Source organism: Rathayibacter sp. Leaf185, assembly GCF_001423885.1.
Taxonomy (GTDB): domain Bacteria; phylum Actinomycetota; class Actinomycetes; order Actinomycetales; family Microbacteriaceae; genus Rathayibacter.
On the sequence record NZ_LMPP01000002.1, the window covers coordinates 889,375 to 913,718 of the forward strand.

Consider the following 24,344-nt stretch of genomic DNA (forward strand, 5'->3'; position numbering starts at 1 on the left):
CACGATGGTTCAGGTCGACCGCGGCGAGCATCTGAGCTCGGGGGAGTGGCTCGACCTGAACCGCGCCTACTGGGAGTCGCGGGATCCGTCCCGCCCCGACCCGCTCCTGGCGGCGACCGCTCCCTCCGAGGAGGAGGAGGGCGGTCGCGTCCTCCATCTGCAGAGCGGTGACGGCTCCCGGAGCCTCGTCCGGGCGAAGCGGGGCGCGGAGGTCATCGGCGTCGACTTCTCGATGCCGGCGGTCCGTCGCGCCCGCGCGCTCGCGGCCGACCTCGGCCTCACCGGGCGCTCGCGGTTCCTCTGCGCGAACGTCTACGAGCTGCGGCACATGCTGCCCGAGCCCGACTCCTTCGGGCTCGTCGCGACGAGCAGGAGCGCCCTCTCGTGGCTGCCCGACCTCGACGAGTGGGCGCGGATCATCGAGTGGTTCGTCGAGCCGGGCGGCACTCTCACCCTCGATCCCACCGTCGGTGAGCCGGTCGTCGACGCCGACGTCCGCCGCTTCGACCATCCGACCGACCGCATCGTCGACGCACTCGAGCGCGCCGGACTAGAGGTCTCCGACTCCGCTCCGGGGGTCGCGATCGTGGCGTCCAAGAGGCTCTGAGCACCCCTCCCGAGCCCGCCGGCCACTCGATTTGCGCTCCGCAGAATCCGCATGTAGTGTTTCTTCTTGTGCCGCGGGGTGGAGCAGTTCGGTAGCTCGCTGGGCTCATAACCCAGAGGTCGTAGGTTCAAATCCTGCCCCCGCAACAAGAAGACGGAAGCCGGTCCTGACAAGGGCCGGCTTTCGTCGTTGTTGCGGCCTTCTCAGCCCGCGGCGATCACGCTCAGCACGTTGCCCGCCGGATCGCGGAACCAGGCGATCGTCGGCCCGTGGCCGCGCATCACGCCCGTCGCGTCGGTCGGGAGATCGCTGTCGTCGTAGATCTTCGTGACGACGCCCGCGCGATTCAGCTCCGCGACCGCGACGTCGACATCGACGACCTCGAGGTTCAGGATCGTGAAGCCCGCGGGCTCGTGCGTCGGCTTCGGATACGCGATCGCGCGGCCGCCGCCCGGCAGCGCGATGTCCAGGATCCCCATCTCGTTCACCGAGACATCGAAGCCGAGCGTCCCGCCGTAGAAGCGCTCCGCCTCCTCCACACTGTCGACGCTGAATCCGCTGAAGACCCGCTCGCTCGTGACCATGGCCCGTCCCTCCTCGCGCGGCTCCGTCGCCTGCGCCTCGCCCCGGACGCTACTCCGGTCTCCCGCTCGCGTCATCGGCCGGTCGAGCAGCGTCACGATGCGTCCCGGCCTGGTGTGTCGCGTCGAGCCGCAGGGTATCCTCGTCGGGATGCGAAGGGTTCAGGCGTGACGGACGAACAGGTGGACGACAGCCCGGTACCGACCCCCGAAGGGTCGAGCGGGCCGACGGTCCACCCCACCCGGCGCAGCCGCCGGGACGCGGAGTCCGCCACCCGGCCCGTCCCCGTGGTCCGGCCGGCGCCGAGTCCGGTGAAAGCCCCCGTCCTCGCCGCGGTCGCCCCCGTCCGGCGCCGCTCCCGTCGAGCGCTCCGTACCGCGCTCAGCACCGTCGCCGTCGCGGCCATCGCCGGGATGGTCGCCGTGATGGCCCTGCCCGCCTACTCGTTCGATCCCGCACCCGACTCGCAGGCCGCCATCGAGGCGGCCGCCCGGGTGCAGGCGCTCGGCAACCAGAAGCTCACCGTCTCGGGCGCGGCCGTGCAGGAGCAGGTCATCCGCGACTCCTTCACCGCCCCGACGCAGGCCCAGCTCGACGAGGCCGCCGCGCAGGCTCGTGCGCTCGCCGCCGCGGCCGAGAAGGCCGCCCGCGAGGCCGAGGAGGCTGCCGCAGCAGCGGAGGAGGCCCGCACCTCGGGTGAGGCGGCGGGCTCCACCGCCGCGGGCTCCTCCGGCTCCAGCACCTCCGTCACTCCGCGCGAGGAGGGCGACGACTACCCCTGGCGCGACGCGCTCACCGACGACCAGGGCGGTGGCCTCTCGCCGCTGCGCTACTACTACCGCGAATGCGTCGACTTCGTCGCCTGGCGTCTCAACCGCGACCAGGGCTCGACCGGCGCCCCGTTCAAGTGGACCTGGGGCAACCTGACCCCGGGCGGCGGCAGCGCCTACGCCTGGGCCGGACAGTGGGCCTCGCACGGCTGGGTGACCAGCAGCACGCCGGTCCCCGGCAGCGTCGCCTGGTTCAACGGCAACCACGTCGCCTACGTGCAGTCGGTCAACTCCGACGGCACCGTCTCGCTCGAGGAGTACAACTGGGGCAACGATCACGCGTACCACGCGCGCACGATCCCGGCCTCCAGCGTCCCGCTGTTCCTCTACCCGCCGAGCTGATGACGGCCGAGCCCGCCGCGAGCGATGCGGTCGGAGTCGCCGTGGCGCAGTTCGCGCCGATCGCCGACCGCGACGCCAACCTCGCGACGATCCGTCGACTCGCCGCGGTGGCGGCGGAGCGCGGCGCGACTCTCGTGGTCCTCCCCGAGTACAGCTCGTTCTTCGTCGATCCGCTCGGTCCCGAGCTCGTCGCGGCGGGCGAGGCGCTCGACGGCCCCTTCGCCTCCGGTCTCGGTGCCATCGCCCGCGAGCTGGGGGTGCACCTCGTCGCCGGGATGGTCGAGGCGGTCGACGACGGTCGGCGCATCGCGAACACTCTGATCGCCGTCGATCCGAGCGGCTCACTGGTCGCCCGGTACCGCAAGCTCCACCTCTACGACGCCTTCGGCCAGACCGAGTCGGAGTGGGTCGCCGCCGGAGCGATCGAGGCCCCGCAGACCTTCGTGGTCGGCGGCCTCGTCGTCGGACTGCAGACCTGCTACGACCTCCGCTTCCCCGAGGTGACCCGCTGGCTCGTCGACGCGGGTGCCGAGGTGGTCGCTGCTCCGGCCGAGTGGGTGCGCGGCCCGCTCAAGGAGGCGCACTGGCGCGTGCTGGTGACGGCGCGCGCGCTCGAGAACACGATCTATCTGCTGGCGGCCGACCAGACGCCTCCGATCGGTGTGGGCACCAGCATGATCGTCGACCCGATGGGCGTCGAGATCGCGACGCTCGGCGAGGCCGAGGACGTCGCGGTGGCCTGGATCTCCCGCGAGCGGATCGACGCCGCCCGCGCGAAGAACCCGGCCTTGGCGCTCCGGCGCTTCAGGGTCCAGCCCGTCTGAGCGCCCGTCAGGCTCTCGGTCGCATCGCGGCGAGCCGCTCGGCCGCACGGTCGAGCACCTCGACGCGCTTGCAGAACGCGAAGCGCACCAGCGAGCGGTACGGAGCCGCATCCTCGGCGCGGCAGAACGCCGACACCGGCACCGCGACGACTCCCGCCAGCTCGGGCAGTGCGCGGCAGAAGGCGACGGAGTCGTCGAACCCGAGCGGCGCCGCGTCGGCCACCACGAAGTAGCTGCCCGCCGAGGGCGACACCGTGAAGCCCGCCGCCGACAGTCCCGCCGAGAGGATGTCGCGCTTGTGCTCGAGGGTCGCCGCGATCCCGGTGAAGAACACGTCGTCGAGGCCGAGTCCTCGAGCCACCGCGCCCTGGAAGGGCGACCCGCTGACGTAGGTGAGGAACTGCTTGACGGCGAGGACCGCGGTCAGCAGGTCACGAGGGCCGGTGATCCAGCCGATCTTCCAGCCCGTGGTGCTGAAGGTCTTGCCGGCGGAGGAGATCGTGAGCGTGCGCTCGAACGCACCGGGCAGGGTCGCGATCGGCACGTGCGCGCCGTCGAAGCGGAGGTGCTCGTAGACCTCGTCGGTCACGATCAGCGCGTCGTGGCGCTCGGCGAGGCGCACGATGAGCTCGCGGGTCTCGGCGGGCAGGACGGAGCCGGTCGGGTTGTGCGGATCGTTGACGAGGATCACGCGCGTGCGGTCGGTCACCGCTCCCTCCAGCTCGCCGTGGTCGACGGTGAACGAGGGGCCGCGCAGGGCGACGGTGCGGTGCACACCTCCGGCCAGCGCGATGAGTGCGCCGTACGCGTCGTAGTGCGGGGTGAACGTCACGACCTCGTCGCCGGGCTCGAGGAGCGCGAGGAGCGTCGCCGCGAGCGCCTCCGTCGCACCGGTCGTGACGAGGACCTCGCCGTCGGGGTCGACCTCGAGCCCGTAGAAGCGGCGCTGGTGGGCCGAGACGGCGGTGCGCAGCACCGGGAACCCGGGCCCGGGCGGGTACTGGTTGAGGCCGGAGGCGATCGCCTCCCGCGCCGTCTCGAGCACTTCTCGAGGACCGTCCTCGTCGGGGAAGCCCTGACCGAGGTTGATCGCCCCGGTGCGGGTCGCGAGGGCGCTCATCTCGCTGAAGACAGTGGGGGCGACAGCGCCGCCGGGGCCGAGAAGTCCGGCGCCCGCTGCGGCGCGGGTCCAGGATCCGTGGATGCTCACGCTCTCAGTCTGCACCTCAGGCATTGATGTCCCGCTTGCAGGCCTGTCATAAGAAACGCCCAGGTTCCCTGGTCAAGCTATCCCCGCTTGGAAGGAGCAGCACCCATGACCGAGAGTCACGAGGGTCCTCGTCAGCCGGAGGAACCCACCACGCCGTCAGAGTCCGGCGACCGCGAGGGAGCGTCCTCGTCGACGACCGGGCCCACCGAGCCGATCCGCGAGGCCGCCGCGCCTCAGCCGCCCTACACGCCGAACACCGAGGCCGGCAACGAGGCCCGACCCGAGCAGCCCTCGCCCCGGTACGGACAGTACGCTCCGGCCGCCGCCCAGTACGCTCCGCCCGCACCGCACACCGTGCACAGCACCGAGCAGCCGCCCTCGAGCGCCTTCGGTCCTGCCGGCGAGCAGCCCGGACCCGTCCCGACCGCGACCAAGCGCCGCGCGGGTGTCAGCGTCGTCGCGGCCCTCGCCATCGGCGCGGTCGTCGGTGGAGTCGCCGGGGCCGGTGTGTTCGGTCTCTGGTCGGCCTCGAACGGCGCGGGCACCCGCGTCGTGTCCGCCGGGGGTTCGCAGACCATCACCGTCAACAACGCCGAGGACGCGACGACCGCGACCGCGGTGGCGGCCAAGGCGACTCCGAGCGTGGTGACCATCTCGGTCAGCGGCAGCTCCTCCGCCGGCACCGGCTCGGGCATCGTCCTCTCGAAGGACGGCTACGTGCTCACGAACACCCACGTCGTCACCCTCGACGGCGCGATCTCGGACGCCGCGGTCACGGTCACGACCAGCGACGGCCGGATCTTCGCGGCGACCGTCGTGGGCACCGACCCGACCCTCGACCTCGCCGTGATCAAGCTCACCGACGCGAGCGACCTCACTCCGATGACCTTCGCCGACTCGACGAAGATCAACGTCGGCGACACCGCCGTCGCGATCGGAGCTCCGCTGGGCCTCTCCGGCACCGTCACCGACGGCATCGTGAGCGCGCTCAACCGCAGCATCCAGGTCGCCTCCTCGGCCGCTCCAGACGACTCGGGCGACAGCTCGAGCGGCAGCACCGACAGCCCGTTCAACTTCGACATCCCGGGTCAGACCCCGCAGACGCAGGCCACCAGCACGATCTCGCTCCCGGTCATCCAGACCGACGCGGCGATCAACCCCGGCAACTCCGGTGGCGCGCTGCTCGACAGCGACGGCGAGCTCATCGGCGTGAACGTCGCGATCGCCAGCGCCGGGCAGTCGTCCAGCTCGGGCGAGCAGTCGGGCAACATCGGAGTCGGCTTCGCGATCCCCAGCGCGATCGCCGAGCGTGTCGCGAAGGAGATCATCGCGAACGGCTCCGCGACGCACGGCCTCCTCGGGGCGAGCGTCACCGACTCCACGGCCGACGTCCTCGGCGCCTCCATCCAGGAGGTCACCAGCGGAGGAGCGGCACAGGCCGCCGGTCTCGCCAAGGGCGACATCGTGACGGAGGTGTCGGGTACGCCCATCACGAGCGCCTCCGACCTGACGGCACAGGTGCGTGCGCAGGCCGCCGGCGCCGACGTCCAGCTCACCTACGTGCGCAACGGACAGAGCTACGAGGTCGACGTCACGCTGGGCACGATGGCCACCAGCTGACCCTCCCCAGCACCGCCGCAGCCCCCGAGGACGTGTCCTCGGGGGCTGCTAGGGTTGTGCTCCCGCCACACGAACTGGACCCATGCAGCCCGAGACACCGACGGACGACCTCTCCGATCTGCCCGGCGTCTCGTACGTCATGCCGGTTCTGAACGAGGTCACCCACGTGCGGGCGGCGGTCGACTCCCTGCTCGCGCAGGACTACTCCGGGCCCTTCGACATCGTGCTCGCGGTCGCCCCGAGCATCGACGGCACCGAGGAGCTGGTCGCCCAGCTGAGCGGGGCCGACCCGCGGATCCACGTGGTCCCGAACGCCGTCGGCTCGACGCCCGCCGGGCTCAACGCCGCCATCCGAGCGTCGCACCACCCCGTGGTCGTGCGCGTCGACGCGCACTCGGTCCTACCGTCCGACTACGCGCGCGAGGCCGTCGCGGCGCTGCAGCGCTCGGGAGCCGACAACGTCGGCGGAGTCATGGCGGCAGAGGGTCTGACCCCGTTCCAGCGCGCCGTCGCCCGCGCCTACGGCTCGCGCATCGGCCTGGGCGGCACACCGCACCACGTCGGCGGCCAGGAGGGTCCGGCCGAGACGGTCTACCTCGGCGTCTTCCGCCGCACGGCGCTCGAGCGCGCGGGCCTCTTCGACGAGCGCTTCAAGCGCGGCCAGGACTGGGAGCTGAACCGCAGGATCCGCGAGCTCGGGGGAGTCGTCTGGTTCACTCCGCGCCTCACCGTCACCTACCGGCCGCGCCCCTCGATGCGCGCGCTGCTCCGGCAGTTCCTCTCGACCGGGATGTGGCGCGGCGAGCTCACGCGGCTGTTCCCGGCCTCGCGCTCGGTGCGCTACTTCGCGCCTCCGGTGCTCGTGGCCCTGCTCGCGCTCGGGCTGCTCGTGGGGATCGGGGGAGTCGTCCAGGTGCTCGCGGGCGCCGCACCGTGGCTGCTGCTCGGCCTCGTCGTCCCGGTCGGCTATCTCCTCCTGGTCGCGCTCGCGACGATCGTCGTCGCGCGGGCCGACGGGATCCGCGCGATGCTGTGGTTCGCTGTCGTGATCCCGTCGATCCATGTCGCCTGGGGCACCGGCTTCGTTCTGGGCTTCGCCGGTCTGACGAGCAACATCTCCGCCCACCGCCACCAGCCGCGGGCCGACCCAGCGAGGGGCGCATGACGCAGACCACGAGACCGCGATCGATCGCCGAGCTCCGGGCGGTGGCGCAGCCACCGGAGGTGAGGGGCCGCCGGAACGCGGAGCACTGGACCGCCTCGCTCTACCTGCGGCGGTTCTCGCCGTACCTCACCTGGCTCCTCCTGCGCACGTCGATCACGGCGAACGGCGTGACCGGCCTGATGATCCTGGTCGGCTGGAGCGCCGCCGCTGCGCTGCTGATCCCGGGCATCGCCGGGGCGGCGCTCGCGCTCCTGCTCGGCCAGCTGCAGATGCTGGTCGACTGCTGCGACGGCGAGGTCGCGCGCTGGCGCCGCACCTCCTCTCCTGCAGGCGTGTTCCTCGACAAGGTCGGGCACTACACGACCGAGGCGCTCATCCCGATCGCGCTGGGCCTGCGGGCGGCGGGGCTGCCCTTCGACGCGCCCGCCGACTATCTCTGGACGACCGTCGGGCTGGCGCTCGCCCTCGTGATCGTCCTGAACAAGGCGCTCAACGACATGGTGCACGTGGCCCGCGCGAACGCGGGGCTCACCAAGCTGGCCGACACGAAGGGCGAGGCGGTGCCGTCCTCCTCGGGGCTCGCGCGCCTGCGCCGTGCCGCCCGCTTCGTGCCGTTCCACCGTCTCTACCACTCCGTCGAGCTGACGATGCTCGCCTTCGCGGCGACGCTCGTCGGGCTCGTCGTCGGCGCCTCGGCGGCCGACCGGTTCCTCGTCTCGGCGCTGCTGCCGCTCGCTTTCCTCGCGCTGATCGGGCACTTCGTCGCGATCATGGCGTCCAAGCGTGTCCGCTCCTGAGCCCCGCGTCGGAGTCGTCGTCCTGACCCAGGGGACGCGGCCCGACGATCTGGCGACCGGCCTCGCGAGCGTCCTCGCACAGCGGGGTGTCGTGCTCGACATCGTCTGCGTCGGCAACGGCTGGGAGCCGACCGGCCTCCCCGAGGGCATCCGCGCTCTCGCCCTGCCCGAGAACCTCGGCATCCCCGCGGGGCGGAACGCAGGAGTGCCCGCGGTGGCGGGGGAGTACCTCTTCTTCCTCGACGACGACGCGCGGATCCCCTCGCCGACGTTCCTCGCCGACGCCGTCGCGCTCCTGAGCTCGCCGCGGCGGATCGGCCTCGTGCAGCCCCGGGTGGACAGCACCGACGGCACTCCGGCGCCGACGCGCTGGATCCCGAGGATCCTCAAGGGCGACCCGCGTCGCTCCGGCCCCGTGTTCTCGGTCTGGGAGGGGGCGGTCGTGCTGCGCCGCGACGTCTTCGAGCAGACCGGCGGCTGGGCGGCTCCCTTCTTTTACGCCCACGAGGGCATCGAGCTTGCCTGGCGGGTCTGGGACACCGGACGCAGCACGTGGTACGCCGGAGAGCTCGTCGCCGAGCACCCGGTGATCCAGCAGACGAGGCACGCCGACTACTACCGTCTGAACGCGCGCAACCGGGTCTGGCTCGCGAGGCGCAACCTCCCGGCTCCGCTCGCCCTCGCCTACGTCGGCTCGTGGACCGCGATCCAGTGCCTCCGCTGGGCGCGCGACCCCGCCGCCCTCGGTGCGTGGTTCGCCGGCTGGCGCGAGGGCTGGCGGTCCGACCCCGGTGAGCGGCGCGTGCTCTCGGTGCGCACGGTACTGCGCATGGCGTTCGCCGGGCGTCCCCCGATCGTCTAGCATCGGGTCATCCGCCCCCGGCAGTGGGCGGGATGCCCCGAAAGGACGACGGTGTTCGATTCGACGCAGCTGCTTCCCGGTGCCGTCGCACCGGGTGCGCTCACGCCTTCCGAGCTCCTGCAGACCGTGCGGAGCCGGATCGACGAGGCCGACGGAGCGACGGCCGATCCCGAGTTCCAGGGGCGCCTCGATGCGCATCTGCCCCGGCTCGTCGAGCTGCTGTCCGAGGTGTACGCCGAACGCGACGACCTCGCCGATCAGGTCGTCGCCCTCGTCGAGCTCGCCGCCTCCTCGTGGGAGGCGCGCCCCGACGACCTGCGAGCGCTCGACCGCGTGCGGCAGCAGCACCCCGACTGGTACCTGTCGAACAAGGCGCTCGGCGGCGTCTGCTACGTCGACCGCTTCGCCGGCGACCTCGAGGGGCTCCGCGCCGAGATCCCGTACTTCCGCGAGATCGGGCTCAACTACCTGCACCTGATGCCGATCTTCGACGCTCCGGAGGGGGAGTCCGACGGCGGGTACGCGGTCTCGAGCTACCGGCGCGTCCGCCCCGACCTCGGCGACATGGAGGGGCTCCGGCTCCTCGCCTCCGAGTTGCGCGAGCACGGCATCGCCCTCGTCGTCGACTTCGTCTTCAACCACACCTCGAACGAGCACGAGTGGGCTCGCCGCGCGCTCGCGGGCGAGGAGCGGTTCGAGGACTACTACTGGATCTACCCCGACCGCGAGCAGCCCGACGCCTTCGAGCGCACCACCCGCGAGATCTTCCCCGACGACCACTCCGGGTCGTTCGTACAGCTCGAGGACGGCCGGTGGGTCTGGGCGACGTTCCACAGCTACCAGTGGGACCTCAACTACTCCAACCCCGAGGTCTTCCGTGCGATGGCCGGCGAGATGCTCTTCCTGGCCAACCAGGGCGTCGACGCGCTCCGCATGGACGCGGTCGCCTTCATCTGGAAGAAGCTCGGCACCGCGAGCGAGTCGCAGCCCGAGGCGCACCTGCTGCTCCGCGCGTTCAACGAGGTCTGCCGGCTCGCCGCTCCGTCGCTGCTGTTCAAGTCCGAGGCGATCGTCCACCCCGACGAGGTCGTCGAGTACATCGACCTCGAGGAGTGCCAGCTCTCCTACAACCCGCTGCAGATGGCGCTGACCTGGGAGGCGCTCGCCACCCGCGACGTCCGCCTCCTCTCCCAGGCGCTCGAGCGCCGGCACGCACTGCCGGAGGGGACCGCGTGGGTCAACTACGTCCGCGGGCACGACGACATCGGCTGGACCTTCGCCGACGAGGACGCGGCCGAGCTCGGCATCGACGCCGCGGGGCACCGCCGGTTCCTCAACGACTTCTACACCGACCGCTTCGAGGGGACGTTCGCACGGGGCGTGCCGTTCCAGGAGAACCCCCGCACCGGCGACCGCCGGGTCTCCGGCACCACGGCGTCGCTCGCGGGCGTGGAGGCGGGCGACGCGTTCGGGATCGACCGCGTCCTGCTCGCGCACTCGATCGCGCTGAGCACCGGCGGACTCCCGCTGATCTACCTCGGCGACGAGGTCGGACAGCTGAACGACTACCGCTACGTCGAGGACCCCACGACCGCGGGCGATTCGCGCTGGGTGAACCGGCCACGCCGTCCGGCCGAGCGGTACGCCGAGCGCGAGACTCCCGGCACCGACGCCGGCGAGATCTTCGGTGGGCTCCTGCACCTGATCGCGATCCGGAAGGCCGTGCCGCTCTTCGCCGGCACCGAGCTGACGGTCTTCGACCCGGTGAACCGGCATGTGCTCGGATACCAGCGGCCGGGCGACGGCGAGTCGCTGCTCGTGCTCGCGAACGTGTCCGACGACGTGCAGGAGATCGACCCCGAGCGCTTCGTCGGCTTCGATGCCTGGGCGCTCGACCTGGTCACCGAGATCACGGTCGATCTGCGCGAGGGATTCCGGCTGGCGCCGCTCCAGTTCGTCTGGCTCCGGGTGACGCCCGCCTGACCCGGTCTCCGTCCGGCCGGGCCGGGTAGCCTGGTCCGATGCCGGCCCTCCGCGACGCCCTCGACCGCCTCCGGACGGATGCGGGCCTCGCGCGCGGGATCGGACTCGATCTGCTCGCCTCCCGACGTGCCCGGCACGCGGTCGCGCGCCTCCTCGCCGCCCGCGGGCCCCTGCCGGCCGACCGCTTCGAGATCGGCGTGTACTTCGCCGACGCCGACATCAACCTCTACCAGGTGCGGCAGTGGTACCGCCCGCTCGAGGAGCTGGCGCGGACGCATCCGGTCGTCGTGCTCTCGAGGAACGCGAGCGCCGCCGAGGTGCTGCTGCGGGAGAGCCCGGTCCCGGTCGCGTACGTCCGCTCCGTCGCCGACCTCGAGAGCACGATCGCCTCGCAGCCGCTGCGCATCGTGCTGTACGTCAACCAGAACTCCCGCAACTTCCAGATGATGCGGTACGGACGCCGGTGGCACGTCTTCGTCAACCACGGCGAGAGCGACAAGATGTACATGACGACGAATCAGTACAAGGCGTACGACTACAGCTTCATCGCCGGCGACGCCGCCCTGGCCCGACTGCACCGCGTGCTCTGGGACTTCGACTTCGACAAGCGCGCCCTCGCGATCGGGCGGCCCCAGGCCGACCACTTCGCCGGGCGCACGCCGTTCGCTCCGGACGAGCGCCAGGTCGTGCTCTACGCGCCGACCTGGGAGGGCGACCGCCCGGCGGCAGGCTACGGCTCGATCCGGAGTCACGGTCTGGCGCTCGTCGAGGCACTGCTCGCCGACCGGCGGTACCGCCTGGTCTACCGTCCGCATCCCCGCAGCGGAGCCGTGGATCCTCAGTACGGCGCCGCGAACCGGCGGATCGTCGCGCTCCTCGCCGCTGCGAACGCCTCCGACCCGACGGCGCACCACGTGCACGACACCGGGGCGGAGCTCGGCTGGCAGCTGGCGGCGGCCGACATCGCGATCCTCGACGTCTCGGCGATGGTCTACGACCGTCTCGCCACGGGTCGGCCCCTGATGGTCACTCGGCCGACGAGCCCGGACGCCGAGGTCGACGAGACCGGCTACCTGGGTGATGCGGAGTGGCTGCGCGCCGAGGACGCCTCCGCCATCGCCGACCGGATCGGCGCCGTCGAGCACGACGAGGCCTCGGTCGAGCGGCTGGAGCGCTGGGTCGCGCACTACTTCGGCGACACGACGCCGGGTGCAGCCACGGCGCGGTTCCACTCGGCGATCGAGACGCTGCTCGCCGAGTGGGAGCGTCACGCCGCTCTGCACCGCGATGACCCCGCCGTCGACGACAGCGATCCGGAAGGCTGAGCCTGGCCGCCGTCAAGGCCTGAGCGGCGTCGCGGGGCGCCTGTGCGCCTCCCGCTACGCTCGACGCATGATCACCCCTCGTGCCTTCGCCCGCTCCCGCCGGCGCAGGACGGCGGTCACCCCGCCCCCCGTCGAGCCCGACATCGTGGTGTCCACCGATCCGGAGAAGCCGGTCTTCACGATCCGCTCGTTCCGCATCGGCCTCTTCGGCGGTCTGGGCGTGCTCGTCGCACTCGTGCTCGGCGGACTCGTCGTCGAGCTCGGCACGGTCCTGACCTACATCTTCGTCGCGATGTTCTTCGCGCTCGGGCTCGACCCCCTGGTGTCCTGGCTCGAGAGCAAGCGGATCCCCCGGCCGCTCGCGATCACGCTGGTGTTCGCCGCGGTCGTCCTGATCTTCGCGGGGCTCCTGCTCTACATCATCCCGATCCTCGTCGAGCAGCTGACGCTGTTCGTGACGAGCGCTCCGCGGATCGTGACCGACATCGCCTCGCAGCAGTGGGTCCTCGACCTCGAGCAGCAGCTGCGCGGTGTCGTGGACGTCGACGAGCTGATCCAGTCCGTGCAGAGCTTCATCGGCGACCCGAACAACCTTCTCTCGCTCGGCGGCGGACTGCTCGCGGTCGGCACCGGCATCGCGAGCGGCGTCACCGGCTCGATCATCGTGCTCATCCTGACGCTGTACTTCCTCGCGTCGCTGCGAGCGATGAAGTCGGTCGCCTACCGCTTCGCCCCGGCCTCGCACCGCGCCAAGGCGCACGAGGTGGGCGACGAGATCACCGGAGCCGTCGGGCGCTACGTCGTCGGCCAGGTGTCCCTCGCCGGAGTGAACGGCATCCTGACCTTCATCCTGCTGCTGAGCATCGGCGGTCCCGTCCCGGCGCTGCTGGCGTGCGTCGCGTTCCTCGGCTCGCTGATCCCGCTCGTCGGCACCATCTCGGGCGCCGTCATCATCTCGCTCGCCTGCCTGCTGGCGTCCCCGCTCACCGCGTTGGTCGCCGCGATCTACTACCTGGTCTACATGCAGGTCGAGGCCTACCTCCTCAGCCCGCGGATCATGAACCGCGCGGTCTCGGTGCCCGGTGCGGTCGTCGTCATCGCGGCCGTCGCGGGCGGCACGATCGCCGGAGTGCTCGGCGCGCTCGTCGCGATCCCGGTCGCCGCGTCGGTCATCATCGTGGTGCAGAAGGTGGTCTTCCCGCGTCAGGACGCGAAGTAGGCGCTCACCGGAAGGCGGGTGCCGCCGACTCGACCGCGTCGATGAACGCGGTGACCGACGGCGGCACCTCCGAGGCGGATCCCGGCGCCGCGATCGGAGCGAGCGTCCGGGTCACCACGGGGACGACTCCGGCCCAGACCCCGTCGGTCTGAGCATCGTCGTCCGACGGTCCCGCCGCGCGGATCTTGACGCTCGCCTCGTCGAGCGGCAGTCGCAGCACCAGGGTCGCCGCGATCTCCCGCGCCGTGCTCGGGCGCACCTCGCGGTCGCGCCCCGGAAGCATCCGCGCGGTGAGCAGCTCGAGGGCGCGCGCCTTCTCGGTGCCTTCGAGGGTCTCGGCGGTGCCGAGGATCATCGCGGAGCGGTAGTTCATCGAGCTGTCGAAGGTGGACCGGGCGACGACGAGACCGTCGAGCAGGGTGACCGAGACGGTGAGGGGCGAGCCCTGCGCCGCCGCCCGGAGGAGTCCGCCACCGCTCGAGCCGTGCAGGAGGAGGCCGTCTCCGTCGCGGGCGAACAGGATCGGCAGCACGATCGCGACTCCCTCGCGCACGACGGCGACGTGCGCGATCAGCGCCTCGTCGAGGATCGCGTCGAGGGCGCCCCGGTCGGTGACCTGCCGGTCGCGGAGGCGGGTGACGCGGGTGCGGGCGGAGGCGGGGAGAGTGGTCATGGCGTCATCCTGACCGGTGCTCTGGATCTGTCAGAATGCCACCGGAGTGCTATTCGAGTGGTCCAGTGCGGAGTGGTCCATGGCGTCGGGTGATCTGGAGAGTCCGCTGCTGCTCGAGCCCGCCGCCCGCGGCAGGGTGCGGGCGACGCTCGCGGAGGCGCTGCGGTCGGCGGTCCTCGACGGCCGCTACCGAGCCGGCGAGCCGATACCGTCGAGCCGCGTGCTCGCCGAGCAGCTCGGAGTCTCGCGCGGCACTGTCGTCGCCGCGGTCGATCAGCTCGTGGGAGAGGGGTATCTCGTCGCCCGGCCGCGCGCCGCGGTCTCCGTCGCCACCGACGGTGTGGTCGTCCCGCACACCGCGCAGCCGCCGGTTCCTGAGGCGCATCCCGGCTCGAGCACCGAGCCCCGGCTCGATCTGCGGCCGGGGCGCCCCGACACCCGCGGTCTCGACACACCGGAGTGGCGCGCCGCGTGGCGACCAGCCCTCGCCGCGCCACCCTCCGCGCTGCCCGTCGCCACGGGTGATCCGGGCCTCCGCGAGCAGATCGCCGACCAGCTGCGCCGCTCACGAGGCCTCGACGCGCACCCGGGCGACGTCGTGGTGACGAGTGGCACGGCCGACGCCGTGGCCCTGCTCACCCGGGCGGCGGCCGGCGCGCTCGGGCGACCGGTCCGGGTCGCCGTGGAGGACCCGGGCTACCCCGCCGTCCGGCGGCGCTTGCGCGCCGAGGGACACGAGGTCGTCGGCGTCCCGGTTCGCGGCGATGGCATCGATCTGGCGGCACTCGACGCGGTCGCTGCCGACGTCGTCGTGGTCACTCCGTCGCACCAGTACCCGACGGGCGGTCGCCTGGGCCTCGCCGACCGCCTCGAGCTGGTGCGCCGCTCCGCGGCCGGGCGGATGCTCGTCATCGAGGACGACTACGACAGCGAGTTCCGCTACGTCGGGGCGCCCCTGCCCGCCCTCGCCTCACTCGACACCGCCGGGGGAGTGGCGCACGTCGGCTCGTTCTCGAAGACCGTCTCGCCGTGGCTGCGGGTCGCCTACCTGGCACTTCCCGCCTCCTCGTGGCTGCGGCCGGCGCTCGCCGAGCTCGACGCGGAGCGGGACGCCTCCGTCTCGGGGCCGACACAGGAGGCGCTCGCCGCGTTCATGGCCGACGGAGCGTTCCGCCGCCACCTCACCCGCTCCCGGCGCCGCTACGCGCACCGCCGCGAGCTCGTCCGACGCTTCGCCGAGGGCATCGACTGGGGCTCGGTGAGCGGACTCGACGGCGGGCTGCACGTCGTGCTCACGGTGCCGCTGCCCGCGCGGGAGGTCGCAGCGGCCCTCCTCGCGGAGGGGCTGCAGGTCGCCACGCTGCACGAGTACGCCCTCTCGGGGCGAGCCGACGAGGATGCGCTCGTGCTCGGCTACGGCGGTGCGAGCGATCTCGAGCTGGCGGAGGCGCTCGGCATCATCGACCGCACGGTCCGCCGGCTCGTCGCCGCAGTGCCGTCCTCGGGCGTCCGTGGTATCCCTGGAGGATGACCGCCGCACCCGCTCTGCACATCACCGACGACGCCGACGCCGACGCGCTGCTCAGCCGCGACCCGCTCGCCTTGCTGATCGGCATGCTCCTCGACCAGCAGGTCGCGATGGAGACGGCGTTCTCGGGCCCCCTCAAGATCGAGCAGCGCCTCTCCGCCGCGGGAGCCTCCTTCGACGCGCCGTCGATCGCCGCGTTCGACGAGGACGCCTTCTCGGAGCTGTGCCGCACGCCGCCGGCGGTCCACCGCTATCCGGCGAACATGGCCGGCCGCGTGCAGGTGCTCTGCCGCGCGCTGGTCGACGAGTGGGACGGCGACGCGTCGACCATCTGGACCCGCGACGACCCCGACGGCCGCACCGTGCTCGCCCGCCTCAAGGCGCTCCCCGGCTTCGGCGACCAGAAGGCGCGGATCTTCGTCGCCCTGCTCGGCAAGCAGCGCGGCTTCGACGGCGAAGGCTGGCGCGCGGCCGCCGGCGCCTACGGCGAGGAGGGCTCCTTCCGCTCGGTCGCCGACATCGTCTCCCCGGAGTCGCTCACGAAGGTCCGCGAGACGAAGCAGGCCGCCAAGGCCGCCGCCCGCGCCGCGAAGAAGTAGCTGCGATTCCCGGCCGGCGGCCTCAGAGCCGGTCGTCCAGGGCCGCGATCAGCGCCGCGCGGTCCTCGCGGAGGATCGATGCGCCGGCGCCCGGGACGGTGCGCACCTCGACGCCGCGGTCGGTGAGCACCGATGCGAGCGAGGCGTGCCCCAGCGGGTCCTCGGGGAGCACCGCGAGGGTCGGCACGGTGAAGCCCTTCGGCGCGTCGGCCGCGTCCTTCGCGGTGAGTCCCGACGCGGACGCCGGATCCCACAGGCGGTGCGCCGAGACGTCGAGCTCGATCTGCTCGTCCGTCCAGAGGGGGTGGCGGCGGCGCACCTCGTCGGCGTCGCCCTTCTCGACCTGCACGAGCGAGCCGGCGCGGTGCAGCGCTCCGCCCAGCCCGCGGGAGTCCGAGAAGGCAGGGTCGAGCAGCACCAGTCGATCCGGCCGGTACCCGTCGGCGAGCTGCGCAGCGACGACGGCGCCGAGGCCGTGGCCGATGATCAGGTCGGGAGTCTGCAGAACCGACGCCCGGACGTCGGCCGCCCAGCGCTCGGGGGAGTAGGCCGGCGACTTCGGTGACCCGCCGTGGCCGGCGAGATCGGGCGCGATCACCCGGTAGCCGTGCTCCTGCAGCGTCGGCACGAGCCCGTACCAGACGCGCGAGTCCGAGGCGAGGCCGTGCAGCAGCAGCGCCACCCGCTCGCCCGATCCGCCGTAGTCGCGGACGTAGAGCTCGAGCGGCTCGACGGGGCCGGCCGCGAGGGCCCTGCGCTGGGCACGGGTCGGTTCGATCACCAGTGCGTTCGCGAAGACCTGCGGAGCGGGGCCGAACGCATCGCGGGCGGACTGCACGACGCGACGGCCGAGCATCGCGTTGCCGACGCCTCCGATGGCCGCGCCGATGCCGAAGGGCATGGCCCGGCCGACGAGCCCCGCGCCCTGCTGGGTGAGGAAGTGCCGGGTGAAGGAGCGCTTCGCCCGATCGGCGATCTCGCCCACCAGGAACGACGGCAGGCCCTTGGTCACGACCGAGCCCCAGTACTGGTTGAGTCCCGCGCCGCCCCCGGTCGCCTGCCCGGCGACCTGACGGACGAGCTCGCTCCCCGAGGAGCCCATCATCAGGGTCAGCACGAGCGCCCGCGCCCGCTCGGGGTCGACCAGAGCGATGCCGTGCACCTCGGTCACCGACTGCGCGAAGAGCGCGCTCGCCTCGAGGAAGCCGGCCGCACTCGCACCCGACAGGGCGACGGAGGTCGCGGTGCCGATCCCGGGGACGACCGCGGTGGCGCCGATGGCCGCGCCTCCAGCCGCGACGCTCGCGAGGTACTGCCGCTCGAGCGAGGTGATGAGCTGCTCCGGAGTCGCGTTCGGTCGGCGGCGGCGCAGCGCGCGGATGTTCGCGAGCACCGCGGGCCGCTGGACGGCCAGCAGGCGATCGAGCATCTTCGCGAGATGAGGGTTGCCGACCTCCGCGTCCGAACCCGACGTGTCGTCGATCCGCTTCTCGAGGTCGCGCGTGCGCTTGCGATCGGCCATGTCCTGCACTCCTGCGTCGTCTGCCGATCGCGGGTGGCCCGACGTGCTCGTCAGTCGGCGGCGGCCTGCGGTTTCGGGGCGTAGTCCTCAGCGTAACGGGCGAGAACCTGCTCGATCGGTGCGTCGAGCACGAGTCGGCCCTTGTCCAGGTAGAGCCCGCGCGTGCAGAACCGGCGGAGGTCCCGCTCGTTGTGCGAGACGAAGAAGAGCGTCCTCCCGGCGGCGAGGAGCTCCTCGATCCGGGCGTAGCACTTCTCGCGGAACGCCTTGTCGCCGACCGCGAGGACCTCGTCGACGAGGATGATCGGCTCCTCGAGTCGCGAGACCACCGAGAACGCGATCCGCACCTTCATCCCGCTCGAGAGGTGCTTGTAGGGGGTGTCGAGGAAGTCGCCGATCTCGGCGAAGTCGATGATCGAGTCGAAGCGCGCATCGACCTCGCGCCGGGACATGCCGTGCAGGCCCGCCGTCAGGTACACGTTCTCGCGCACGCTGAGATCGGCGACGAAGCCGCCCGTGATCTCGATCAGCGGAGCGACTCCGCCGCGGACCTCGACCACGCCCTCGTCGGGCAGCACCACGCCGGCCACGAGCTTCAGGAGCGTCGACTTGCCCTGGCCGTTCCGGCCGACGACGCCGATCGCCTCGCCGGCGCGCACCTCGACGTCGAGCCCGCGCAGGGCCCAGAACTGTCCCGGACGCGAGCGACGGGAGCGCCCGGCGAAGAGGTCCTTGAAGGAGCGGCGCCCACGGCGGTTCCGGCGGAAGCTGATCCCGAGACCGCGGCACGCGATCACGACGGGCGACTCGGCCGCGGTCATCACAACTCCTTCAGGACCGCGCGCTCGGAGCGGCGGAAGACGATGAGGCCGACGACGAGCACGAGCACCGAGATCAGCGCCGACGTGAGGATCAGCGGCGCATCGAGCTCGCTCGCGAAGAACGTCGAGCGGTACAGCGCGAAGATCCCGCTCAGGGGATTCAGCGCGGCGTACGGCTGGATCTCGACGGGCAGGTTGGCGGTCGAGTAGATGATCGGCGAGGCGTAGAACAGGAAGCGCAGCACGAGCTTGATCACCCGCTCGAGGTCGCGGAAGAAGACCACCAGCGGCGCGACCAGGAGGGCGACTCCGAGCGTCAGGACCGCCTGCAGCACGATCGCCACGGGGAAGAGGAGGACCGCCGGGGTCACCTCCGCCCCGGCGACGACGGCGAACAGCACGAGCACCGGGATGCTCGCCACGAACTCGATCCCCTTGGACAGCACGATCCGGCCGACCCAGATGGTCCGCGGGATCGACGTCGAGCGGACGAGCTTCGCCTCCTTGAGGAACGCGCGCGTCGCATCGGACGTCGCCTGGTTGAACCACATCCACGGGAGCAGTCCCGCGAGCAGGAAGACGATGTACGGATCCTCGCCGACCGAGCGGTCGAAGACGACCGAGAAGACGAAGTAGTAGATGCCCGACATCACCAGCGGGTCGAGCACCGACCAGAAGTAGCCGAGCGCGCTCGTCGCGTAGCGGACCGTCAGGTCGCGCTTGGTCAGCAGCCAGAGCGAGTGGCGGTAGCGCCACGCACGCGAGCGGCGGTGGCGCACGTCGGTCTCGGTCGAGACGTCTGCTGCCGCTGGCGTGCTCATCGCGCGTGACTCCTCCGTGCCGAGCGAGCCGGCGGAGGAGCCGCGAGCGTCAGACGAAGAGGTTCGCGCGCTCGAGGTCTTCGGCGAAGTCCACCTCGACGGCGTAGAGGTCGGAGATGTCCATCGGCTCGACGAGCAGTCGGTCCTGCTCGATCGCCAACTCTATGCCACGCTCGAAGTAGTCCTGAGCGTCGACGCGGGCGAGCTGGCGGATGAGCGCCGGCTTGTCGGCGGCCGAGACGTAGTTGATGCCGACGGCCTCGCCGAGGCCACCGCGCACCGTCTTGGAGAGCTGGTCGATGTAGCCCTCGGCGCTCGTCGTGTACTTGACCTCCTCGTCCGACACCTTCGCGGTGTTCACCGTGACGAAGGAGGTCTCCTTCGCGATGAGCGCTGCCGTGCGGTCGAGGATGCGAGGGTCGAAGACGACGTCGCCGTTCATCCACAGCACCCCGCCCGAACCGGACGCCTGCAGGGCGCGCAGGAGACTCTTGGAGGTGTTGGTCTGGTCGTACTGCTCGTTGTAGACGAACGACGCCGAGGGGAAGGCCTCGATGATGTGCTCGAGCTTGTAGCCGACCACGATGCTCACCGGCGTGGCCGTACCGAACGCGTGGTGGATGTTGTCGAACTGCTGCTGCATGATCGTGCGGCCGTCGCTGAGGGGCGTCAGCGGCTTCGGGAGGGACCGGCCCAGCCGGCTGCCCATGCCCGCGGCGAGGATGACGACCGAGGACGGAGTGCCTGCGGTGCTCGAACTCGTCGAACCTGTGTGCATCGCCATGTCTTCTCCTCGTGTTAACCGCTGCGTATCGATCTGATTGCTCCCTGGGTCGAGACTTAGTGTACAGTTCCCGGCCTTTCAGGCCAGTGTGGTTGACGTCCCGCCGTGTCGGTGCGCTCCCGTCGGGGCCTGGGCGACTTGGTACCGTAGCCGGATGACGTCCGCGACGAACGCCGAGGCAGCCGAGCCCGAAGCCGCTCCCTCCGCGGATCCGCAGACCACGGCCGTGCCGCCGCTCGCGGGGGGGACTCCGGCCGAGGAGCCGACGGTCGAGGGATCGCCGGGCGCGGACGAGCGGGACGGCGCTCCTCCCGTGGTCTTCGCCGTGCGGGGACTCACCCGCACCTTCGGCCGCACCGTCGCGGTCGATCGCATCGACCTCGAGGTCAGGGCGGGCACCTTCTGCGGCATCATCGGCCCCAACGGCGCGGGCAAGACGACCACGCTCTCGATGATGACCGGGCTCCTCCGCCCCGATGCCGGCCAGGTGCTCGTGCAGGGCGTCGACGTCTGGAAGGACCCGCGCGCGGCGAAGCGGCTCATCGGGGTGCTGCCCGACCGGCTCCGGCTCTTCGACCGGCTGACCGGTGCCCAGTTCCTCTACTACGCGGCCTCGCTCCGCGGGATCGACCGCACGACGGCGAAGCAGCGCATCGTCGAGCTCGCCGAGGCGCTCGGCCTGACCGACGCGCTCGAGCGCCTGATCTCCGACTACTCCGCGGGCATGGCCAAGAAGGTCGCTCTGGCCGGCGCGATGATCCACGCCCCGCGCGTCCTGGTGCTCGACGAGCCGTTCGAGTCGGTCGACCCCGTCTCGTCCGCCGCGGTCATCACCGTGCTGCGCCGCTTCGTCGCGGGAGGGGGCACCGTGGTGCTCTCGAGCCACGGACTCGACTTCATCGAGCGCGTCTGCGACGACGTGGCCGTGATCGTCGGCGGGAAGGTGCTCGCCTCCGGATCGGTCGCGGAGGTCGCCGGTACCGCGACGCTCGAGGAGCGCTTCCTCGAGCTCGCGGGCGGCAAGCAGATCGCCGAGGGGCTGCAGTGGTTGCACGACTTCTCCGGCTGAGGCTCGACGTCCTCCTCGGGGCGTTCCGCTCCGGGCCCGCGCACGCCGCCGGTGTCGTCCTCGGCGTGCTCGTGGTCGTCGCGGCGACGGCGGGCCTGCTCGCCGGAGCCCGTGCTCTCGAGCCGTCGAGCGGACTCGCGGGCGACGCCGTCGTGACCGGCGGCTCGCTGCTGACCCTCGGCTTCCTCGCGCTGCCCTTCCTTCTCGGCCCGGTCGATCCGATGGACCCCCGCGCGTTCCGGCTCTTCGACATCCCGAGCGCGCCCCTCGCCGGAGCCCTCGCGCTGGTCGGGCTGATCTCGGTCCCCGTCCTCGCGCTCGCCGTGCTCGGCGCGGCGGTGATCCCGCTGTTCCCCGAGGCGGGGCTGCTCGCTGTCGTCGGTCCGCTGCTCGCGGTGCTCACGAGCGCGCTCCTCGCGCGGATCGGGCTCGCCGCCTCCGCCGCACTCGTCCCCTCGCGCACGGCCCGGGAGCTGCTCGCGGTGGTCGGACTCGTCCTGATGCTCGCGGTGCCGGTCGCCCTCGTCCTCGTCACGGGGCTCGACTGGGGAGGCGCGGGGTCGCGCGCCCTCGACGGCCTCTCCGGCGCGCTCGCCTCGACGCCCCTCGGGGCCGCCTGGGCGATCGCACCGGCGGCCGCCGCGGGCGACCCGGCCCCGTCGCTCCTGATCGCCCTGCTCACACTCGTAATCGCGGGCGGTGCCTGGTGGCTGATGGTCCGGCTGCTGACCGAGCGCCCGGAGCGCACCCACCGCCCCGCGCGGGGTGTGCGACTGGGCTGGTTCGACGCGCTGCCCGCCTCGCCCGCCGGGGCGATCGCCGCGCGGAGCATCACCTACTGGGCGCGCGACCCTCGCTATCAGGCCTCCCTCGTCGCCGTGCCGCTGCTCCCCGTCGTCACGATCGTGCTGCTGGCGGTCGTGGGGGTGCCGTTCCCGCTGCTGTCGCTGCTCCCGGTGCCGCTCGTCGTGCTCTTCCTCGGCTGGTTCCTGCACAACGACACCGCCTACGACGGGTCCGCCTTCTGGCTGCACGTGGCGGCGGGCGTGCGCGGCCGCGCCGACCGCCTCGGCCGGGCGTTCCCGACCCTCCTGCTCGGACTGCCCGTCGTGCTGCTCGGCTCGCTGGTGAGCAGCGCCACCTCGGGGCTCGACGGCTCCTTCCCCGTGCTCCTCGCGGCCAACACCTGCCTGCTGCTCGTGCCGGCCGGAGTCGCGAGCGCGGTGTCGGCGCGGCTCGCCTACCCCGCTCCGCGGCCCGGCGACAGCGCTTTCGTGCAGCCGCAGGCCCCGGGAGCGAGCGGCGCGGGCCCGCAGGCGCTCGCGTTCGGACTCGGGCTGCTGCTCGCGGCGCCGACCGTGGTGCTCGCCATCCGCGCGCTGTTCATCGACCAGGAGGCGGTGTCGACCGCCATCATCACCGGCTTCGGCAGTGCCGTGGTCGTGTTCGGCCTCGGCGTCCTCGTGGGCGGCTGGCTGTTCGACCGCCGGGCGGCCGAGCTCGTCTCGTTCACGAGCCGCTACTGAGCCTCCTGGGACGTGCCGCGCGTAGAATCCTCGCCATGACGACCCTTCCCACGAACAGCAGCTCCGACCCCCTCGAGGGCGGCGGAGGAACCGCCACGCTCGACCGCGAGCTCGAGGAGCTCCTCAACCAGGAGACGATCGAGCCCGGCGATCACGAGCGCTTCTCGCACTACGTGCCGAAGGACAAGATCCTCGAGAGCGCGATGACCGGCAAGCCCGTCCGCGCACTCTGCGGCAAGAAGTGGCTGCCGGGCCGCGACCCCGAGAAGTTCCCGGTCTGCCCGTCCTGCAAGGAGATCTACGCCCGGATGAAGTAGGGCGCGGCTCAGGCGTACCGCGTCGGCAGCACCGGGTCGCCGCGGCCCAGGCGCAGGGCGTCCTGCGGCAGCTCGAGCACCGCGTTCGCGTGGTGCTCGCGGGCGGCCGTGACGCCCTGCGGTCCGAGGTAGTCCGGCAGGATCCGGCCGCCGTCGACCAGGGGCACCAGCAGCGCGCGCTCGCCCTCGCCGACCGCGCCCTCGGGGCCGGCGCCGACGTGCACGACCTCCTCGATCGCGATGCCGTCGTCCGAGAGGAGGCGGCCCGCGGCCTTCCGACCGCCGATGGACGCCTTCGCGATCGACTTCTTGGCCACGGCGACCCACTCGCCGGTGTCGTCCTCGTGCGCGACGAGCTTGTAGACCATGCCCGCCGTCGGGTGGCCCGAGCCGGTCGCGACGGAGGTGCCGACCCCGTAGGAGTCGACGGGGGAGGCGGACAGCGCCGCGATGCCGTACTCGTCGAGATCGTTGGTGACAGTGATCCTCGTGCCTGTCGCTCCGAGGGCGTCGAGCTGCGCGCGCACGGCGGCCACCTGCTGCGGCAGATCGCCGGAGTCGATCCTCACGGCTCCGAGACCGGTGCCCGCCACGCGCACGGCGAGATCGACCGCGGCGGTCACGTCGTAGGTGTCGACCAGGAGGGTCGTGCCCGGGCCGAGCGCTGCGACCTGCGCGCGGAACGCCTCCTCCTCGGAGTCGTGGAGCAGGGTGAAGGCGTGCGCGGAGGTGCCCATCGTCGGCACGCCCCAGCTGCGGCCCGCCTCGAGGTTCGAGGTCGCGCCGAACCCGGCGATGTAGGCGGCGCGGGCCGCTGCGATGGCCGAGCGCTCACCGGCACGGCGCGATCCCATCTCGGCGAGCGGCCGGCCGTCGGCGGCCGACACCATCCGCGCGGCGGCGCTCGCGACGGCGCTGTCGTGGTTGAGGACGCTCAGGACCAGGGTCTCGAGCAGAACGCCCTCGGCGAAGGGCGCCTCGACGATCAGCACGGGCGATCCGGGGAGGTAGATCTCGCCCTCGCGGTATCCCCAGACGTCGCCGCGGAAGCGGTAGTCGGCCAGCCAGTCGAGCGTGCGGGAGTCGACCACGCGGTTCTCGCGCAGCCAGTCGAGCTCCGGCTCGCCGAAGCGGAACCTCGAGATCAGCTCGAGCAGGCGGCCGGTCCCGGCGAGCACGCCGTAGCGGCGGCCGGGCGGCAGGCTCCTGGCGAACACCTCGAACATGCAGCGGCGGTCGGCGGTGCCGCTGCCGAGAGCGCCCTCGACCATCGTGAGCTCGTAGCGGTCGGTGAGGAACGACGTCGCATCCATCCGAC

At 72.1% G+C, this 24,344-nt stretch carries 23 protein-coding genes and 1 tRNA gene; 16 read left to right on the forward strand and 8 right to left on the reverse strand.

Annotated elements, in window-relative coordinates; genetic code table 11:
• The first annotated feature begins 4 nt into the window (after positions 1-4).
• Both ASG06_RS11410 and ASG06_RS11415 read left to right on the forward strand, forming a co-directional pair.
• Entirely contained in the window at positions 5-607 is a 603-nt protein-coding gene (locus tag ASG06_RS11410) for a class I SAM-dependent methyltransferase (protein ID WP_056042094.1), read from the forward strand.
• A gap of 72 nt (positions 608-679) precedes the next feature.
• Positions 680-753: transfer RNA gene (locus ASG06_RS11415), tRNA-Met, on the forward strand.
• A gap of 57 nt (positions 754-810) precedes the next feature.
• On the opposite strand, the gene ASG06_RS11420 is transcribed toward ASG06_RS11415, so the two are convergent.
• A complete protein-coding gene (locus ASG06_RS11420) occupies positions 811-1,191 on the reverse strand; it encodes a VOC family protein (protein ID WP_056042096.1) in 381 nt (126 codons plus the stop codon).
• A 165-nt stretch (positions 1,192-1,356) separates the two neighbouring features.
• On the opposite strand from ASG06_RS11420, the gene ASG06_RS11425 reads away from it, so the two are divergent.
• Together ASG06_RS11425 and ASG06_RS11430 are read left to right on the forward strand one after the other, a co-directional pair.
• Positions 1,357-2,361, forward strand: coding sequence for a CHAP domain-containing protein (locus tag ASG06_RS11425; protein WP_156465954.1), 1,005 nt, complete (start codon positions 1,357-1,359; stop codon positions 2,359-2,361).
• Entirely contained in the window at positions 2,361-3,185 is an 825-nt protein-coding gene (locus tag ASG06_RS11430; protein WP_056042100.1) for a carbon-nitrogen hydrolase family protein, read from the forward strand. The genes ASG06_RS11425 and ASG06_RS11430 overlap by 1 nt, the downstream gene beginning before the upstream one ends.
• A gap of 7 nt (positions 3,186-3,192) precedes the next feature.
• Here the strand turns inward: ASG06_RS11430 and ASG06_RS11435 are convergent, their stop codons facing one another.
• Positions 3,193-4,395, reverse strand: coding sequence for an aminotransferase class I/II-fold pyridoxal phosphate-dependent enzyme (locus ASG06_RS11435; protein ID WP_056042586.1), 1,203 nt, complete (start codon positions 4,393-4,395; stop codon positions 3,193-3,195).
• A 105-nt stretch (positions 4,396-4,500) separates the two neighbouring features.
• On the opposite strand from ASG06_RS11435, the gene ASG06_RS11440 reads away from it, so the two are divergent.
• The 7 genes from ASG06_RS11440 to ASG06_RS11470 all read left to right on the forward strand — a co-directional run bounded on the left by ASG06_RS11440 (position 4,501) and on the right by ASG06_RS11470 (position 13,366).
• Positions 4,501-6,015 carry a S1C family serine protease gene (locus ASG06_RS11440; RefSeq protein ID WP_082499148.1) on the forward strand — a complete coding sequence of 505 codons (1,515 nt, stop codon included), beginning with the start codon at positions 4,501-4,503 and terminating at the stop codon, positions 6,013-6,015.
• 82 nt (positions 6,016-6,097) lie between these two features.
• The gene (locus ASG06_RS11445) at positions 6,098-7,180 is read left to right on the forward strand and encodes a glycosyltransferase family 2 protein (protein WP_056042102.1); all 1,083 of its coding nucleotides are present in this window, start codon (positions 6,098-6,100) and stop codon (positions 7,178-7,180) included.
• Complete coding sequence (locus ASG06_RS11450) at positions 7,177-7,977, forward strand: CDP-alcohol phosphatidyltransferase family protein (protein WP_056042104.1); 801 nt, start codon at positions 7,177-7,179, stop codon at positions 7,975-7,977. The genes ASG06_RS11445 and ASG06_RS11450 overlap by 4 nt, the downstream gene beginning before the upstream one ends.
• Positions 7,964-8,839, forward strand: coding sequence for a glycosyltransferase family 2 protein (locus ASG06_RS11455; protein WP_056042106.1), 876 nt, complete (start codon positions 7,964-7,966; stop codon positions 8,837-8,839). Before ASG06_RS11450 ends, ASG06_RS11455 begins: the two co-directional genes overlap by 14 nt.
• 126 nt (positions 8,840-8,965) lie before the next feature.
• Positions 8,966-10,822 carry an amylosucrase gene (locus tag ASG06_RS11460; protein ID WP_442965608.1) on the forward strand — a complete coding sequence of 619 codons (1,857 nt, stop codon included), beginning with the start codon at positions 8,966-8,968 and terminating at the stop codon, positions 10,820-10,822.
• 38 nt (positions 10,823-10,860) lie between these two features.
• A complete protein-coding gene (locus ASG06_RS11465) occupies positions 10,861-12,147 on the forward strand; it encodes a hypothetical protein (RefSeq protein WP_231727684.1) in 1,287 nt (428 codons plus the stop codon).
• Between the two features lie 67 nt (positions 12,148-12,214).
• Positions 12,215-13,366, forward strand: coding sequence for an AI-2E family transporter (locus ASG06_RS11470; RefSeq protein WP_082499149.1), 1,152 nt, complete (start codon positions 12,215-12,217; stop codon positions 13,364-13,366).
• Between the two features lie 4 nt (positions 13,367-13,370).
• Here ASG06_RS11470 and ASG06_RS11475 read toward each other — a convergent pair whose 3' ends face one another.
• Positions 13,371-14,039 (reverse strand): pyridoxamine 5'-phosphate oxidase family protein, encoded by a 669-nt coding sequence (locus ASG06_RS11475; protein ID WP_056042109.1) that lies wholly within the window; start codon positions 14,037-14,039, stop codon positions 13,371-13,373.
• Positions 14,040-14,118: 79 nt separating this feature from the next.
• Here ASG06_RS11475 and pdxR point away from each other — a divergent pair, with 79 nt between their 5' ends.
• Together pdxR and ASG06_RS11485 are read left to right on the forward strand one after the other, a co-directional pair.
• Positions 14,119-15,570 (forward strand): MocR-like pyridoxine biosynthesis transcription factor PdxR, encoded by a 1,452-nt coding sequence (pdxR, locus tag ASG06_RS11480; RefSeq protein WP_056042111.1) that lies wholly within the window; start codon positions 14,119-14,121, stop codon positions 15,568-15,570.
• Positions 15,567-16,166 carry an HhH-GPD-type base excision DNA repair protein gene (locus tag ASG06_RS11485; protein ID WP_056042113.1) on the forward strand — a complete coding sequence of 200 codons (600 nt, stop codon included), beginning with the start codon at positions 15,567-15,569 and terminating at the stop codon, positions 16,164-16,166. Before pdxR ends, ASG06_RS11485 begins: the two co-directional genes overlap by 4 nt.
• A gap of 22 nt (positions 16,167-16,188) precedes the next feature.
• Here the strand turns inward: ASG06_RS11485 and ASG06_RS19560 are convergent, their stop codons facing one another.
• Genes ASG06_RS19560 through ASG06_RS11505 form a run of 4 tightly spaced genes read right to left on the reverse strand, consistent with a single transcriptional unit; the run spans position 16,189 to position 20,114 of the window.
• A complete protein-coding gene (locus ASG06_RS19560; protein ID WP_082499150.1) occupies positions 16,189-17,688 on the reverse strand; it encodes an alpha/beta fold hydrolase in 1,500 nt (499 codons plus the stop codon).
• A 50-nt stretch (positions 17,689-17,738) separates the two neighbouring features.
• Complete coding sequence (locus tag ASG06_RS11495; protein ID WP_056042115.1) at positions 17,739-18,509, reverse strand: ABC transporter ATP-binding protein; 771 nt, start codon at positions 18,507-18,509, stop codon at positions 17,739-17,741.
• Complete coding sequence (locus ASG06_RS11500) at positions 18,509-19,330, reverse strand: ABC transporter permease (protein ID WP_197409407.1); 822 nt, start codon at positions 19,328-19,330, stop codon at positions 18,509-18,511. Before ASG06_RS11500 ends, ASG06_RS11495 begins: the two co-directional genes overlap by 1 nt.
• Positions 19,331-19,379: 49 nt before the next feature.
• On the reverse strand, positions 19,380-20,114 hold the full coding sequence (locus ASG06_RS11505) for a phosphocholine cytidylyltransferase family protein (protein WP_231727685.1): 735 nt from the start codon (positions 20,112-20,114) through the stop codon (positions 19,380-19,382).
• A gap of 154 nt (positions 20,115-20,268) precedes the next feature.
• Between ASG06_RS11505 and ASG06_RS11510 the strand changes: the two genes are divergently transcribed.
• From ASG06_RS11510 to ASG06_RS11520, 3 genes are read left to right on the forward strand one after another with little or no spacing between them, the layout of a single operon-like run.
• Entirely contained in the window at positions 20,269-21,183 is a 915-nt protein-coding gene (locus ASG06_RS11510) for an ABC transporter ATP-binding protein (RefSeq protein ID WP_056042118.1), read from the forward strand.
• Entirely contained in the window at positions 21,159-22,709 is a 1,551-nt protein-coding gene (locus ASG06_RS11515) for a hypothetical protein (RefSeq protein WP_056042119.1), read from the forward strand. The genes ASG06_RS11510 and ASG06_RS11515 overlap by 25 nt, the downstream gene beginning before the upstream one ends.
• A gap of 35 nt (positions 22,710-22,744) precedes the next feature.
• The gene (locus tag ASG06_RS11520) at positions 22,745-23,026 is read left to right on the forward strand and encodes a DUF3039 domain-containing protein (protein ID WP_056042121.1); all 282 of its coding nucleotides are present in this window, start codon (positions 22,745-22,747) and stop codon (positions 23,024-23,026) included.
• 8 nt (positions 23,027-23,034) lie between these two features.
• Here the strand turns inward: ASG06_RS11520 and ASG06_RS11525 are convergent, their stop codons facing one another.
• Positions 23,035-24,339, reverse strand: coding sequence for a nicotinate phosphoribosyltransferase (locus ASG06_RS11525; protein ID WP_056042123.1), 1,305 nt, complete (start codon positions 24,337-24,339; stop codon positions 23,035-23,037).
• Positions 24,340-24,344: the final 5 nt, after the last annotated feature.

What these genes read in the sequence shown, in the direction of transcription:
- ASG06_RS11485 (WP_056042113.1), top strand. Translation starts at nt 15,567, where the DNA reads ATGACCGCCGCACCCGCTCTGCACATCACCGACGACGCCGACGCCGAC.
- ASG06_RS11525 (WP_056042123.1), bottom strand. Translation starts at nt 24,339, where the DNA reads ATGGATGCGACGTCGTTCCTCACCGACCGCTACGAGCTCACGATGGTC.
- ASG06_RS11420 (WP_056042096.1), bottom strand. Translation starts at nt 1,191, where the DNA reads ATGGTCACGAGCGAGCGGGTCTTCAGCGGATTCAGCGTCGACAGTGTG.
- ASG06_RS11475 (WP_056042109.1), bottom strand. Translation starts at nt 14,039, where the DNA reads ATGACCACTCTCCCCGCCTCCGCCCGCACCCGCGTCACCCGCCTCCGC.
- ASG06_RS11410 (WP_056042094.1), top strand. Translation starts at nt 5, where the DNA reads ATGGTTCAGGTCGACCGCGGCGAGCATCTGAGCTCGGGGGAGTGGCTC.
- ASG06_RS11445 (WP_056042102.1), top strand. Translation starts at nt 6,098, where the DNA reads ATGCAGCCCGAGACACCGACGGACGACCTCTCCGATCTGCCCGGCGTC.
- ASG06_RS11520 (WP_056042121.1), top strand. Translation starts at nt 22,745, where the DNA reads ATGACGACCCTTCCCACGAACAGCAGCTCCGACCCCCTCGAGGGCGGC.
- ASG06_RS11505 (WP_231727685.1), bottom strand. Translation starts at nt 20,114, where the DNA reads ATGGCGATGCACACAGGTTCGACGAGTTCGAGCACCGCAGGCACTCCG.
- ASG06_RS11430 (WP_056042100.1), top strand. Translation starts at nt 2,361, where the DNA reads ATGACGGCCGAGCCCGCCGCGAGCGATGCGGTCGGAGTCGCCGTGGCG.
- ASG06_RS11465 (WP_231727684.1), top strand. Translation starts at nt 10,861, where the DNA reads ATGCCGGCCCTCCGCGACGCCCTCGACCGCCTCCGGACGGATGCGGGC.
- ASG06_RS11440 (WP_082499148.1), top strand. Translation starts at nt 4,501, where the DNA reads ATGACCGAGAGTCACGAGGGTCCTCGTCAGCCGGAGGAACCCACCACG.
- ASG06_RS19560 (WP_082499150.1), bottom strand. Translation starts at nt 17,688, where the DNA reads ATGGCCGATCGCAAGCGCACGCGCGACCTCGAGAAGCGGATCGACGAC.
- ASG06_RS11470 (WP_082499149.1), top strand. Translation starts at nt 12,215, where the DNA reads ATGATCACCCCTCGTGCCTTCGCCCGCTCCCGCCGGCGCAGGACGGCG.
- pdxR (WP_056042111.1), top strand. Translation starts at nt 14,119, where the DNA reads ATGGCGTCGGGTGATCTGGAGAGTCCGCTGCTGCTCGAGCCCGCCGCC.
- ASG06_RS11510 (WP_056042118.1), top strand. Translation starts at nt 20,269, where the DNA reads ATGACGTCCGCGACGAACGCCGAGGCAGCCGAGCCCGAAGCCGCTCCC.
- ASG06_RS11450 (WP_056042104.1), top strand. Translation starts at nt 7,177, where the DNA reads ATGACGCAGACCACGAGACCGCGATCGATCGCCGAGCTCCGGGCGGTG.
- ASG06_RS11495 (WP_056042115.1), bottom strand. Translation starts at nt 18,509, where the DNA reads ATGACCGCGGCCGAGTCGCCCGTCGTGATCGCGTGCCGCGGTCTCGGG.
- ASG06_RS11500 (WP_197409407.1), bottom strand. Translation starts at nt 19,330, where the DNA reads ATGAGCACGCCAGCGGCAGCAGACGTCTCGACCGAGACCGACGTGCGC.